The following is a 13815-nucleotide window of genomic DNA, read 5'->3' as shown; positions in this document are numbered from 1 at the left end:
CGGGCCGACGGGCAGGTTCTCCGCCCTCGCCGCCCCTACCCGTCCCGTCCCCCGGGTACGGGACGGGCGGGGACGGCGCAGGCGAGGAACCCTGGGCCCAGGGCACACCCCTCCCCGCCCGCCCGGAGGGCCTACGCCTCCGTCAGCTCCACCTGGATCTCGACCTCCACCGGCGCGTCCAGCGGCAGCACCGCCACCCCGACGGCACTGCGCGCGTGCACACCCTTGTCGCCGAGAACCGCGCCGAGCAGCTCACTGGCCCCGTTCACCACACCGGGCTGACCGATGAAGTCGGAGGCCGAGGCTACGAAGCCGACGACCTTCACGACCCGCGCGACACGGTCCAGGTCGCCCGCGACGGACTTGACCGCGGCCAACGCGTTCAGCGCGCAGATGCGGGCCAGGTCCTTGGCCTCCTCGGCCGTGACCTCCGCTCCCACCTTGCCGGTCACCGGCAGCTTGCCGTCCACCATCGGGAGCTGGCCGGACGTGTACACGTACACACCGGACCGGACGGCCGGCTGGTACGCGGCCAGCGGCGGGACGACGTCCGGCAGGGTCAGCCCGAGCTCCGCGAGCTTCGACTCGACGGCGCCGCTCATGCCGACCTCTCCCGCTTCAGGTAGGCCACCAGCTGCTCGGGGTTGTTCGGCCCGGGCACGACCTGGACAAGCTCCCAGCCGTCCTCGCCCCAGGTGTCCAGAATCTGCTTCGTGGCATGGACGAGCAGCGGCACGGTTGCGTATTCCCACTTGGTCATGTGGCCGACTGTAGCCGTTGCCGCGGAGGGCCTCGCGCGCACGTTGTCCACAGCCTCCTGCGTACTCCGGCGGTGGACTGGTTAGGCTCGAAGACGTGAGCAGGCTCCAGGTCGTCAGCGGCAAGGGCGGTACCGGCAAGACCACGGTAGCCGCGGCCCTCGCGCTCGCCCTCGCTACAGAGGGCAAGCGCACCCTCCTCGTCGAGGTCGAGGGCAGACAGGGCATCGCGCAGCTCTTCGAGACAGAAGCGCTGCCCTACGAGGAGCGGAAGATCGCCGTCGCTCCAGGGGGCGGGGAGGTGTACGCCCTCGCCATAGACCCCGAACTGGCCCTCCTGGACTACCTCCAGATGTTCTACAAACTGGGGAGCGCCGGACGGGCCCTGAAGAAGCTCGGCGCCATCGACTTCGCGACCACCATCGCGCCCGGCGTCAGGGACGTGCTCCTGACGGGCAAGGCGTGCGAAGCCGTGCGCAGGAAGGACAAGAGCGGCCGCTTCGCCTACGACTACGTCATCATGGACGCGCCGCCCACAGGGCGGATCACGCGGTTCCTGAACGTCAACAACGAGGTCGCCGGGCTGGCCAAGATCGGCCCGATACACAATCAGGCACAGGCCGTGATGCGCGTCCTCAAGTCTCCGGAGACGGCCGTGCACTTGGTGACGCTGCTCGAGGAGATGCCCGTCCAGGAGACCGCGGACGGCATCGCCGAGCTGCGGACGGCACAGCTGCCGGTCGGGCGGATCATCGTGAACATGGTGCGGCCCGCGCTCCTCGACGACGTCGACCTGGAGCTCACGGGCGCCGTGGCGCGCAGTGCCGTCGCCAAGTCGCTCTCCGCCGCCGGGCTGGGCGGTTCCCGCCGCGGCGGGAACGCCGAGCGGCTCGTCGACCCCCTCCTGGAGCAGGCGGAGGAGTACGCCGAGCGGCACACCCTGGAGCGCGAGCAGCGGGCCGTCCTCACCGACCAGGACCTGCCGCTGCACGAGCTCCCGTTGCTCGCCGAGGGAATGGACCTGGCGGGCCTGTACCAACTGGCCAAGGAACTGCGTCAGCAAGGGATCTCATGAGTCCGGACCCGGCCCGCGCCCACGACTCCGCCCACTCCGGCGACTCAGCCGGCACCGGCGACTCCGCCCGAACGCACGACCCGGCCCGCAAGCCCGATCAGGGCCGGAAACAGGACCCGGTCCGCGGAATCGGCTCCACCCGTGTCCTGGACGTCGATCCGCTGCTCGACGACCCGGGGACCCGCATCGTGGTGTGCTGCGGGTCGGGTGGCGTCGGCAAGACGACCACGGCGGCCGCCCTGGGGCTGCGCGCGGCCGAGCGGGGCCGCAAGGTGGTCGTCCTCACGATCGACCCGGCACGCCGGCTCGCCCAGTCGATGGGCATCGACTCGCTCGACAACATTCCCCGCCGGGTGAAGGGCATCGACGACTCACCGGGCGGCGAACTGCACGCCATGATGCTCGACATGAAGCGCACCTTCGACGAGATCGTCGAGGCGCACGCGGACGGCGAGCGGGCCGCCGCGATCCTGAGCAACCCCTTCTACCAGTCGCTTTCGGCGGGCTTCGCGGGCACGCAGGAGTACATGGCGATGGAGAAGCTCGGCCAGCTGCGGGCACGGGACGAGTGGGACCTGATCGTCGTCGACACACCGCCCTCCCGCTCCGCGCTGGACTTCCTGGACGCCCCCAAGCGGCTCGGTTCCTTCCTGGACGGCAGGCTGATCCGGCTTCTCACCGCCCCGGCGAAGCTGGGCGGCCGCGCGGGGATGAAGTTCCTGAACGTCGGGATGTCGATGATGACCGGCACCCTGGGCAAGCTCCTGGGGGGACAACTCCTCAAGGACATGCAGACGTTCGTGGCGGCGATGGACACCACGTTCGGCGGCTTCCGTACCCGCGCTGACGCCACGTACAAGCTGCTCCAGGCACCCGGCACGGCGTTCCTGGTGGTGGCGGCCCCGGAGCGGGACGCGCTGCGGGAGGCCGCGTACTTCGTCGAGCGGCTGGCCGCCGAGGACATGCCGTTCGCCGGCCTGGTCCTCAACCGGGTGCATGGCAGCGGCGCCGCCCAGCTGTCCGCCGAACGGGCACTCGCGGCCGCTGAGAACCTCGACGCCGCGGCAGCCGAGGATCTCGATCCCGACACTGATCCCGACACTGCGGAAGATCTTGGCCCCGGGGCTGCAGAAAATCTTGACGAGGCCCGCATTGTGGATCAGGAGGGCGGGAAAGCTGGACTTCGTAACTCTCCCGACACGTACGGTAGTTCAGAATCCTCCGCTTCCGCGTCATCGGTTCCCGAAGCTCCCGAAGATCCAGAATCTCCCGACGGCTCCGGCGAAGGCTCCCCCGCCGCCACGGACACCGACCGGACCGTCACCGGTCGGACCGCCACCGGTCGGACCGCCACCGACCGGACCGTCGAACAGTTCACCGCAGGTCTGCTGAGGCTGCATGCCGAGCGCATGCAGCTGCTCTCCCGCGAGCAGCGCACCCGTGACCGCTTCGCCGCGCGTCACCCCGAGGTGGCCGTGGCCGAAGTGGCCGCGCTGCCCGGCGACGTGCACGACCTCGCGGGGTTGCGGAACATCGGGGAACGGCTCGCGGCCAATCGGCCGGAGCTGCCCGGGCCCGGCGTCTGACCGACGCCGCGACCGGCCGTCCCGGATTCGCACCCGCTACGGGTCCGCTGTGGTGTCCATGGGTCCGCCTCCCGGCGGCCCGTGTGACCTTCAGATGTCGCCTGTTGTCGCCTGTCACCCATGCCGGCCCATGAGGTGCCGTGCGGCTCACGGGTCAACCGCACCCCGTGGACGCCGTACGGGCCCTGGGCGCCACGCAAGGGCGCCCCGAGTGGCCGGGAGCCGTGGTCCGAGGGAAACCTCAGCCCACCGCCGCGTAACGCTCGTACACCTCTTCCTCGTCGAGGGGCAGCAGGCCCGCGCCGCGCTCGTACTCCGTACGCGCGGTCTCCAGCAGGCGACGCCACGAGGTGACGGTGGGACGCCTGCGCAGCAGTGCGCGACGCTCCCGCTCCGTCATGCCACCCCACACGCCGAATTCGACGCGATTGTCGAGCGCATCGGCGAGGCACTCCGTGCGTACCGGACATCCGGTGCACACTGCCTTCGCCCGGTTCTGCGCTGCTCCTTGAACGAACAGTTCATCCGGATCGGTAGTGCGGCAGGCCGCCTGCGCACTCCAGTCGGTTACCCAGCCCATACCGGCGCCGTCCTCTCCCGAATCGAGGCTCCCCCACGGCGGCAGCGGCATATTCACCGCCGCCAGTTGAGGACGTTACGGAAGGTGGGCACAGCGCAACACCCCCTTCGGGCCCAATCTTGAATGGCCCGAACGGACTATGCGTAAGCGGCAGATCACCCGGGGGAGTGACCTGAGGACATACGTGAGTATCCCGGCAAAGCGGGACAGTTCAGTTGAGTCACAACGGACGCCTGGTGACGCATGAGGCTGATTCGGACACGACCTCCCCAAAAAGTGGGGGAACCTCCGGAACGATTCGGGGTCTCCGGACGTATTGATACGTGGCCGCACTGCTGTGACAGTTGAGAGCAGCTTAGGCCAAGGCATATACGCGTGTCCGGCGAATGAGAACGTAGGCTGCCCTCATGCCAAAGAAGCTCTCGGGCGGTGGCCTGTCGCCCACGCAGCAGGCCGCCAAGTTCCTCGGTGTCAGCGTGCTCGCCGGAGCAGTCATGGCCGGAATCGCGCTGCCCGCCGCGGGCGCGCTGGGCCTCGCGGCCAAGGGTTCCGTCCAGGGATTCGACGAGATTCCCGACAACTTGAAGAGCCCCGCGCTGAGTCAGCGCACCACCATCCTGGACAACCAGGGCGGTCAGATCGCGACGGTCTACTCGCGCGACCGCACGGTGGTCGACCTCAAGAACATCTCGCCGTACATGCAGAAGGCGATCGTCGCCATCGAGGACTCCCGCTTCTACCAGCACGGTGCGGTCGACCTGAAGGGCATCCTGCGTGCCCTGAACCAGAACGCCCAGAACGGCGGAGTGGCCCAGGGCGCCTCCACGCTCACGCAGCAGCTGGTGAAGAACTACTTCGTGGAAGAGGCCGGCGACGACCCGACGAAGGTCGCCCAGGCCACCCAGCAGACGCTCGGCCGCAAGATCCGCGAGCTCAAGTACGCGATCCAGCTGGAAGAGAAGCTCGGCAAGAAGAAGATCCTCGAGAACTACCTGAACATCACGTTCTTCGGCGAGCAGGCCTACGGCGTCGAGGCCGCCGCCCAGCGCTACTTCTCCAAGCCCGCCAAGGACCTGAACCTCCAGCAGTCGGCGTTGCTCGCAGGCATCGTCCAGTCGCCCAGCCGGTACGACCCGGTCAACGACGAGGCCGAGGCCATCAAGCGCCGCAACACCGTCCTGCAACGCATGGCGGAGGTGCACGACATCTCCCCGCAGGAGGCCGACGCGGCCCAGAAGGCCAAGCTGGACCTGAAGGTCAGCCAGCCGAAGAACGGCTGCATCACGGCGGTCAAGGGCGCGAGCTTCTTCTGCAGGTACGTGGAGAACGTGTTCCTCAGCGACCCGGTCTTCGGCAAGACCAAGGAGGACCGGGCCAAGCTCTGGAACCAGGGCGGCCTGACCATCCGTACGACGCTCGACCCGCAGTCCCAGAAGGCGGTGCAGGACTCGATCAAGTCCCACGTCAACAAGTCGGACTCGGTCGCCACGGCGGCCACGCTGGTCGAGCCGGGGACCGGCAAGATCGTCGGCATGGGCCAGTCGAGGCCGTACGGCTACGGGAAGAACGAGACGGAGTACAACTACTCGGTCGACCGTGACATGGGCGGTTCGAACTTCGGCTTCCCGACCGGTTCGACCTTCAAGCCGTTCGTGGCCGCCGCCGCGCTGGAGGAGGGCCGGCCGGCGACGCAGGAGTACTCCGCGCCGTACAAGATGTCCTACCCCAGCCCCGTCCAGACGTGCGGCAGCAAGCCCTGGACCAACCAGCAGAACGAGACGCTCTCGAACGAGAGCGAATCGGAGAAGGGCCCGTACCCGCTGAAGACGGCGATGGCCAAGTCGGTCAACACCTACTTCGTGCAGATGATCTCGGACATCGGGATCTGCCCCGTGGTGAAGCTGACCGACAAGCTGCACGTCGTGCAGGGCAACGGCGACAAGCTGCCCGAGGTGCCCGCCATCACCCTCGGCTCCAAGGGCATCGCCCCGCTGACCATGGCGAGCGCGTACGCCACCTTCGCGTCCCGGGGCATGTACTGCACGCCGATCGCCATCGAGTCGATCACCCAGCAGGTGGACGGCAAGCAGAAGTCTCTGGAAGTACCGAAGTCGACCTGCACGCGGGCCATGTCCGAGAAGACCGCGGACACCGTCAACACCCTTCTCAGCGGTGTGATCGACTCCGGTACGGGTCAGCAGGCCGGTCTGACGGACCGGGACAACGCCGGTAAGACGGGTACGACGGACGAGCGCCGCAACGCCTGGTTCGTCGGTTACACCCCGAACCTCGCGGGCGCGGTGTGGGTCGGCAGCCCCAAGCAGAACGTCAAGATGACGAACATCAACATCGGTGGCGTCTACCACTCCCTCGTCTACGGCGGCGAGGTGCCGGGCCCGATCTGGAAGGACGCCATGACGGGCGCCCTCGTGGGCAAGGACTCCCCCTCGTTCAACCTGATCGACATCCCCGATCCGGAGCGGGACGACAGGGACCACGGCGACGACGGCGATGACGGCGATGACGGCGGCGACTGGGGCGACGGCGGCCAGGACGGCGGCCACGACGGCAACACCATCAGCGGGAACAACGGCAGCAACGGGAACGGCGGCGGGTTGCCGACGCCTTCCTTCTCGATCCCCCAGGGCTTCATCCAGGGGCAGAACGGCACCGGGGGCCGCCGCCACGGGTAGGTCCCCCGCCGGTCGGCCGGAGGCGAGTTGGGCGGCCGGCGGAAGGCGAGTCGGCCGAAGGGCGAGTCGGCCGGTCGGCCGAAGGCGAAGGACACTCCGGAAAAGGGCACCCTTGACCGGAAAAGGACACGCTTGAAGAGGGACGTCACCGCGGTGGCGTCCCTCTCGGCGTGGAGGCCTCAGCCGGCGAGCAGCTTCTTGACCACTGCGGCGACCCGCCCGCCCTCGGCCAGGCCCGCGACCTTGGGGTTGACGATCTTCATGACCTGACCCATGGCACGCGGCCCCTCGGCGCCCGCCGCCCTGGCCTCCTCGACGGCCTGTCCGACGATCTGCTGGAGCTCCTCGTCGGAGAGCTGCTTGGGCAGGTACGTGGCGAGGATCTCGCCCTCCGCCTTCTCCCGCTCGGCCGACTCGGGCCGACCACCCTGCGCGAAGGCGTCCGCGGCCTCACGGCGCTTCTTCGCCTCGCGGGTGATCACCTTCTGTACTTCGTCGTCGGAGAGCTCGCGCTTCGTCTTGCCGGCGACCTCCTCCTTGGTGATCGCGGAGAGGGTCAGCCGGAGCGTGGCGGAGCGGAGCTCGTCGCGCTCCTTGATGGCGGCGTTGAGGTCTTCCTGCAGCTTCGACTTGAGCGTGGTCATGCCGACGATTGTCGCAGGTGTGGTGAGGCGGTCGCCTGCTGATTTCAGCGGCGGTGTCGGTTGCCGGTGTTCGGAGCCGGTGTCCGCTCCGCCGATGATGTCGGCCGCCGACTCCGGCCGCCGTTCGGGGCGACCCTCCGGTGCCGGGCGGATCGTCGGCCTCCGGCTGCCGGTGCCGGGGTTGTCCACAGGCGGGGGCGCGAAGCCGCCGGGGTCTGACACGATGGTCGTATGCGCGCACGATACGGAGTACCCCTGGGAATCACGGCGGTGGGCGCCGCCGGACTGTTGTACGCGGCAGGCTTCGAGGCCCGCTCGTTCCGCCTCCGGCGGGTGACGGTCCCGGTCCTGCCCCCGGGCATGCGACCCCTGCGTCTCCTCCAGGTCTCCGACATCCACATGGTGAGCGGGCAGCGCAAGAAGCAGCGCTGGCTGCGCTCCCTGGCAGGCCTGCGTCCCGACTTCGTCATCAACACCGGGGACAACCTCTCCGACCCGGAGGGCGTCCCCGAAGTCCTGGACGCCCTCGGACCCCTGATGGAATTCCCGGGCGCGTACGTCTTCGGTTCGAACGACTACTACGGCCCCAAACTCCGCAACCCGGCCCGGTACTTGTTCGAGAAGGCCCAGGGCCGCCACGGTCTGAACGGCAACAAGCCGGCCGTTCACGCCCTCCACAACCCGTGGGAGGACCTGCGCGACGGCTTCGACACGGCGGGCTGGCTGAACCTGACGAACACCCGGGGGACGCTGAAGATAGAGGGCTCCGAGATCGAGCTGACCGGTCTCGACGACCCGCACATCAAGCGGGACCGCTACGCGCGCGTGGCCGGCGGCCCCTCGGAGTCGGCCGACTTCTCCCTGGGCGTGGTCCACGCGCCCTACCTGCGCACGCTCGACGCGTTCACGGCGGACGGCTACCCCCTGGTCCTGGCCGGCCACACCCACGGCGGCCAGCTCTGCCTTCCCTTCTACGGCGCCTTCGTCACCAACTGCGACCTGGACACGGACCGCGTGAAGGGCCTGTCCACGCATACGGCGGAGGGGCGGACGTCTTACATGCACGTCTCGGCGGGCTGCGGCACCAACCGCTACACGCCCGTACGTTTCGCGTGCCCGCCCGAGGCGTCTCTCCTGACGCTGGTAAGCCGCCAGCCGGCCTGATCGGGGCGGGACCTTTGATCACGGACCATGGACCACAGGCCAGGGATCACGAGCCGCTGATCACACACGGCTGACCAGGCACCGCTGGCCGCTGGGGACACTCGAGGGCGGCGCGGCAACCGCGGCCCGTAACTCCACCAGATGTCCCAAATGGCCCGATTCATCCACCCCACTTAACGTGGGCGCATGATCGCCCCGATCCCCAAGGACATACCCGACCTCCCGCCGATCCCGGGTATCGCCGCACTGGCCCCGTACAACGTCCCGTCGACGGCGGTGGTGGCCCCCGTGCACCGCCCGCTGGCGGCGGTCTACCGCCTACTGGTCGCCGTGGCGGCCGCGGCGGGCATCGCCATCGACCTGTACCTGGGCAGTCCGGCACACGTGCTGAGCTACTTCGCCATCCAGAGCAACCTGCTGGTGGCGGCGGTGTTCGTCGCCTCGGCCCGGCGCGCATGGACGGCCCGTCGCCTGCTGCCCGCGGCCCTCACGGGCGGCACGCTCCTGTACATCCTGATCACGGGCCTGGTCTATCACCTGCACCTGGCGAACCGTCCCGGCGGCTTCTCGATGACCGGCGAGACCGCCTCGCTCAACGGCTGGCAGGCCCTCGCGAACCTGATCCTGTACACCGTGACCCCGGTCGCCGTGGTGATCGACTGGCTCCTGCTGACCCGCCCGGCCCCGCTGGCGATGCGCTACGCGGCCACCTGGCTCGTCTACCCCCTCGTCTACCTGGCCTTCTCCCTCACCCGCGGCGCGATGCTGTCGCCGGGCACCACGGAGCGCTACCTCTACCCCTTCGTCGACGTCGACCGGCACGGATACGTCGGCATCCTCGGAAACACCGCGATCCTCGGCGTCGCCCTCTACGCCCTGGCCCTCCTCGTCGTCGCCCTGGACCACCTCCGCCCCGACCCGCTGCGGCACGGCGGCCGACGCCCCGAAAACCGGATTTCGTCTCCGGCCACCGGTGGGCTAAAGTAAACGACGTCGCCGCGAGAAGCAGCGACAATCGGGGTGTAGCGCAGCTTGGCAGCGCGCTTCGTTCGGGACGAAGAGGTCGTGGGTTCAAATCCCGCCACCCCGACAGCTAAAACACCAGCTCAGGGCCGGTCTCCCTTCACGGGAAACCGGCCCTGACTCGTTTCTCGGGACCTCTGGGGAGTGAACGGGGAGTGGATCAAGGAATTCCACTCCCAGACTTCACTCCTGGCGCGCTCTCAGCAAGGCATCGAGTGCGCGCACCGGCGACCGCGGGTGCATGGCGGACCGTGCCGCCAACGACTCCTCCCACTGCTCGGTCAGTTCGTCCATGAGCCGATTCCTCATCCGCGCGGCGATGTGCGAGTAGCGCGCTTGTACCGAACCGTTCTCGTGCCCGAGGCGCTCATCCATGAGCTTGGGCGGGATTCCGAGTTCCTCCATGACCGTCTTGTGAGAGTGCCTGAGCCCATGCGGAGTGAGGCCTCGCGCGATCGGAAGCCAGCACGCGTCCGCCCGGCCAGAGGCGTTTCGCCCCCCGGCCGGCACTCCCGGCCAGGGGTCCGCCATCACCGGCACAGGGCGCGCCTCCTGGGGGGCCTTCTTCGGGTACCAGCCTGTCGTGGCCGGCTGGAACAACCAGGTCGCAAATCCGGTCCGTCGCCAGTGTGCCGCCGTCTCTGCTGACTGGCCCGCACGGACGTAGCCAAGCTCCGCAATGGCTGTCTCCACCCTCGTTCGGGTCCGCTCCGCGACCGTATCCGGCCGGTTCAACACATTCGATACCGTTGCTGGGGAGACATCGGCGCGGCGGGCGACGTCGACCAGCTTTGCGCCCACGTGCCGGGCAGCACCGTTCGCAGGACCGTGGCCACGGAACACGTAGGCGTGCTCGTGACATGGGCAGGGTGCCGAGTCGGTCCTGGCGATATGGCTCGCAAACAAGCCCGATAGCCACTTGGGCGTGTCGATGGTTCGGTAGGAGTCGCCCTTAGGCGGGCAACGCACGAACTCCCCCGAGTCAAGTTCAAAGAGCTGCCACTCCACCCGAACCGAGGCAGGGCGGACGAACTTGCGCTCTAGCCCGACGATTTCGCCCCATCGCATGCCGGTGTAGCCCTTCAGCGCCACAGCTACGAACCCGTCGTCACGGCCAGACAGCAGCGAAGCGCGCTCGGCTGTCAGCAGGATTCCGAGAGCGTCGGTCACCACCTTCTCGGGGCCGCGGTTCCGGGAGCGGCCGGCGCGCTTGCCTCGGCCGCGCCGCTTGGTGGCCGGGTTGGAGTCGCGAAGTCCTTCATCCACGGCATCGGCCAGGATGAGGTGCAGCGTGCCGTGCCAGGTCTTCACGCTGGATGCGGCGTAGAGCTTCCGCTCCTTCTTCTCCCAGGCGCCGACGTCCGTGGGCTGGATGTCGGCAATGGCCTTGTCCTCAAAAGCGGGGAGGAGGTGCTCCTCTATGTGCCGCTTGTAGTTCTGCATGGTGGATGCGGCCAACTCCTGTGCCGCGTACCAGCGGTTCACGTACTCGCCGAAGGTTTCCTTACCTGCGTTCGGATCGCGATAGCCGACCTCTCTGGCCTTGGCCTCCGCGTCGTTTGCAGCCTTCGCGGCCTCGCGCTTGGTGGCAAATCGGATCGTGGTGCCGTTGGCGTCCACCACGGTGCGGAGCACTCCGGGTGCAATCCGGTACCGGCCTCGGTAGTAATCGGCGCGCTTCTCGCCGTAGCCCATGGTTACCTCTCGCGGCAAAGCGAGGGGTGGAGGCCATGGTTGGCCTCCACCCCTCGTGATCGGCTGTTCTGTCAGGCGGCGTTCCGTGCACGACGGGGACGGCGCGCACGGAGACTCACTGCTGGCCCCACGGGCTGCGCCGTAGTGCGGCGCCTGGTTACGGCTTCGCCCGCGATGGCATTTGCCGGGCTTGGCCGCTCCTCGAGAATGTGGAAGATCTCTCGAACGTGATCGCTGGTAAAGCGGTAACCGCCACCGCTCCGCAGGAAGGGAGGCGCCGCCGGCGGACCTGCTCCTTAACCCACCACTCCGAGCACCCCAAGGATGCCGCTACCTCCGCCGCCGAATAGCTCGAGGGAAGTCCAGTCTCCTTCGACACCTTCGTGGCTCCTCTTCTGCCTTCTGAGGGATCCGCACCATCCGCCATGCCGCAACATTGCTGGTCAGCGGCTTGAATCTGTGGCGGATGCCATTTGCGTTGCGGATAGGTGCCGCCGCGCGAGGGCGGGGCGGCACCCATCCGGGCGGGCAGTGTCAGACGACGCTGCGGAGGGCGCGTGTGTCGGATTCCGCGAACATGTGGCGGGTCTCCGAGGGGGTTCCCGCCACAAATTCACCCCCGTTGACCTGCGATGTTGCGGCTGTTGCGGCTGTTGCGGACTTTCCGGGGGGAGGGGGGCAGTAGCGGTTCCAAGCGTCGCTGAGATCTTCCGCGTAGTAGCCCTTCGGGGTGGTGCTGCCGACGCGGATCCCTTGGGCTTGATCGGCTTGTTGTCGGGGCGGACGTACTGGCTCAGGAGCTTGGCCATGGCGCGGGCGGTGAGGGGCTTGATGTACTGCCCGTCCTCGCTCATGTCGGCCCACGGCGCGTCATCGACCCCATGGAGGACTTCGAGGATCGCAGCGGTGGGCAGCTTGTCGACTCCGCAGAACACGCGGTCGCGTAGGTCGGTCAGCAGCCGCACCCCGAGCGAGGCTTCCTCACCTTCTCCCGCGGCCTTGATGAGCGCGACGCAGGCGGCGCGGGCCCGCTCGGGCCACTGCCCGCCGGCCGCATCCGCCACCGCCAGCAGCGGCTCCCACACGTCCGCCGGCCGGTCCGTGACACCCTCTGGCATCTCCGGCCACGCTTCCGCGATCCGGTCGTGCAGAGGGGCGGCCCAGTCCGCGAGTCGGTCCCGCAAGGCGTGGCCCTGCTTCTCGTGGACGCGGCGCCGGTAAGGCTCGCACGTCTCGTTGCGCGCCTTCTTCCGCATACGGATGATGACCGACCTGGTCAGGATCGTGTCAGGCAGCGAGCCGAGTCCGGCCATGGCGACCGCGCAGAACGACGGCAGGAACGCGGCTTTCTGGTCGGATCCGTCGCCGATGCAGCGCAGGGACTTGGCGCCGCGGCGGTACCCGGAGTTGAGGAACCCGCGGACTTCCTCGTTCCCGCCCGCCTTCGGCCCGAACACGGTGTCGATCTCGTCGAACAGCAGCGTGGGGGTGCCTTCGTCTGCGGAGACGAGACGGAAGAGGGCGTTCGCGGAGGCGTTGACGGTGGTCGCGGAGCGCGGGGTGAGGGTCTCGATGATCTCCAGCGCGCGGGACTTCCCGGAGCCCGGTTCGGGGCTGAGGAAGGCGATACGGGCGGTGCCGTCGAGTGCGTCCATCAGGTGCGCGTGTGCGTCCCACAACGCGACGGCGACGTAGGCGTGTTCGGTGGGGAAGACGTTGAAACGGCGGTGGAAGGCTTCCACCTCGTCCAGCAGCGCGGCCCCGTCGATGATCTCGCTCATGCGGCAGGCCTCCTTTCGGGCAGAGATGCGGGTGTCCCCGCGCAGGTGGTCGTGTGGTCGGCGTACTCCGCAGCGAGAGCAGCCACGTTCGAGGCGCCGCGGGCGGTGCCGGTCTGCCCGCAGGCACAGGCGTAGGCGGCGGTGGGAGTGTCGCCGTGCTGCTTCCACCAGCGGGCGCGGTCGTCGTGGGAGCGGTAGAGCGGCGGGGCGTAGATGCAGATACCGGGCTGCTCCGGAGTGGGATCCGCGCTGCTGTGGTGTCCGCGGTCGTCGGGGAATCGCTTCGGACGGGAAGGAGCAGTGGGGACGCCTTCGGCGACGCCCTTTCGCGGGCGCCCACGGCCGGCCGCGCCGGGGCCGGCTGGGCGGTGTGCGGGCCGGTGGGGGTTGTCTGTTGGCCTTCCAAGGGGGAGGGGGGTGGGGTGTTCATGCCGCGTTCCGGGGGCGGGCTTTGCGCTGGGAGCTGTCCAGGGCGCTGCGGATGGTGGCGCGGCACTCGGCAGCGGTGAGTCCGCGCGTCTCCCCCGCCGCTTGGAAGGCTTCCTCCACCACGTTCCGGGCGATGTCGCCCCACGCGACGAACCGCCCCACCTTGAACGCGCACCGGTTGAGCTTGATGTTCCCCGCGCCCTCCGGCGCCCCGACAACCGTCCGGCACTCCCGCTCCAGGGCCGCGGTGGCGGCGCGGCTGCCGCTGACCGTGGGCCACACGAACGGCGCGACCGGTTGCGGCGCCGGCGGCGACTCCAGCAGACGAAGCAGCCACGCGGGCAGTACGGCCGGGGTGGTGTCGTCGGTCACGGTGTACGAGCCGGC

General features: G+C 68.8%; 11 protein-coding genes, 1 tRNA gene and 1 pseudogene. 6 read left to right on the top strand and 7 right to left on the bottom strand.

The genetic code is table 11. The features are described 5' to 3' along the window. Window positions 1–131 precede the first annotated feature (131 nt). Window positions 132–602, bottom strand: a complete 471-nt coding sequence (locus tag OHB41_RS25630) for a RidA family protein (RefSeq protein WP_168529268.1) — start codon at window positions 600–602, stop codon at window positions 132–134. Continuing rightward, window positions 599–760, bottom strand: a complete 162-nt coding sequence (sp36, locus tag OHB41_RS25625; RefSeq protein WP_143608830.1) for a Sp36 family protein — start codon at window positions 758–760, stop codon at window positions 599–601. The genes OHB41_RS25630 and sp36 overlap by 4 nt, the downstream gene beginning before the upstream one ends. Before the next feature lie 95 nt (window positions 761–855). Here sp36 and bagA point away from each other — a divergent pair, with 95 nt between their 5' ends. Together bagA and bagB are read left to right on the top strand one after the other, a co-directional pair. Then, complete coding sequence (gene bagA / locus OHB41_RS25620) at window positions 856–1833, top strand: ATPase BagA (protein ID WP_266700519.1); 978 nt, start codon at window positions 856–858, stop codon at window positions 1831–1833. Continuing rightward, window positions 1830–3419 carry an ATPase BagB gene (gene bagB / locus OHB41_RS25615; protein ID WP_266700518.1) on the top strand — a complete coding sequence of 530 codons (1590 nt, stop codon included), beginning with the start codon at window positions 1830–1832 and terminating at the stop codon, window positions 3417–3419. Before bagA ends, bagB begins: the two co-directional genes overlap by 4 nt. A 241-nt stretch (window positions 3420–3660) precedes the next feature. Here the strand turns inward: bagB and wblA are convergent, their stop codons facing one another. Then, window positions 3661–3999, bottom strand: a complete 339-nt coding sequence (wblA, locus tag OHB41_RS25610) for a transcriptional regulator WblA (protein WP_028799159.1) — start codon at window positions 3997–3999, stop codon at window positions 3661–3663. 407 nt (window positions 4000–4406) lie between these two features. Between wblA and OHB41_RS25605 the strand changes: the two genes are divergently transcribed. After that, entirely contained in the window at window positions 4407–6692 is a 2286-nt protein-coding gene (locus OHB41_RS25605; RefSeq protein ID WP_266700517.1) for a transglycosylase domain-containing protein, read from the top strand. A gap of 179 nt (window positions 6693–6871) precedes the next feature. Here the strand turns inward: OHB41_RS25605 and OHB41_RS25600 are convergent, their stop codons facing one another. Next, a complete protein-coding gene (locus tag OHB41_RS25600) occupies window positions 6872–7336 on the bottom strand; it encodes a GatB/YqeY domain-containing protein (protein ID WP_168529264.1) in 465 nt (154 codons plus the stop codon). Between the two features lie 231 nt (window positions 7337–7567). Here OHB41_RS25600 and OHB41_RS25595 point away from each other — a divergent pair, with 231 nt between their 5' ends. The 3 genes from OHB41_RS25595 to OHB41_RS25585 all read left to right on the top strand — a co-directional run bounded on the left by OHB41_RS25595 (window position 7568) and on the right by OHB41_RS25585 (window position 9590). After that, entirely contained in the window at window positions 7568–8500 is a 933-nt protein-coding gene (locus tag OHB41_RS25595; protein ID WP_266700516.1) for a metallophosphoesterase, read from the top strand. 186 nt (window positions 8501–8686) lie between these two features. Next, entirely contained in the window at window positions 8687–9487 is an 801-nt protein-coding gene (locus tag OHB41_RS25590; RefSeq protein ID WP_266700515.1) for a Pr6Pr family membrane protein, read from the top strand. Window positions 9488–9516: 29 nt separating this feature from the next. Beyond that, a tRNA-Pro gene (locus OHB41_RS25585) sits at window positions 9517–9590 on the top strand. 116 nt (window positions 9591–9706) lie between these two features. Here OHB41_RS25585 and OHB41_RS25580 read toward each other — a convergent pair. The 3 genes and pseudogenes from OHB41_RS25580 to OHB41_RS25570 all read right to left on the bottom strand — a co-directional run bounded on the left by OHB41_RS25580 (window position 9707) and on the right by OHB41_RS25570 (window position 13800). Next, a complete protein-coding gene (locus OHB41_RS25580; RefSeq protein ID WP_266700514.1) occupies window positions 9707–11218 on the bottom strand; it encodes a tyrosine-type recombinase/integrase in 1512 nt (503 codons plus the stop codon). A 534-nt stretch (window positions 11219–11752) separates the two neighbouring features. Next, a pseudogene (locus OHB41_RS25575) lies at window positions 11753–12999 on the bottom strand (DUF3631 domain-containing protein). Between the two features lie 426 nt (window positions 13000–13425). Then, window positions 13426–13800 carry a hypothetical protein gene (locus tag OHB41_RS25570; protein WP_323138400.1) on the bottom strand — a complete coding sequence of 125 codons (375 nt, stop codon included), beginning with the start codon at window positions 13798–13800 and terminating at the stop codon, window positions 13426–13428. Window positions 13801–13815 lie beyond the last annotated feature (15 nt).

The organism is Streptomyces sp. NBC_01571, from assembly GCF_026339875.1.
In the GTDB taxonomy this organism is placed as follows: domain Bacteria; phylum Actinomycetota; class Actinomycetes; order Streptomycetales; family Streptomycetaceae; genus Streptomyces.
Note: the sequence above shows the minus strand (reverse complement) of the source record. Positions and strands in the feature narration are given on the sequence as shown.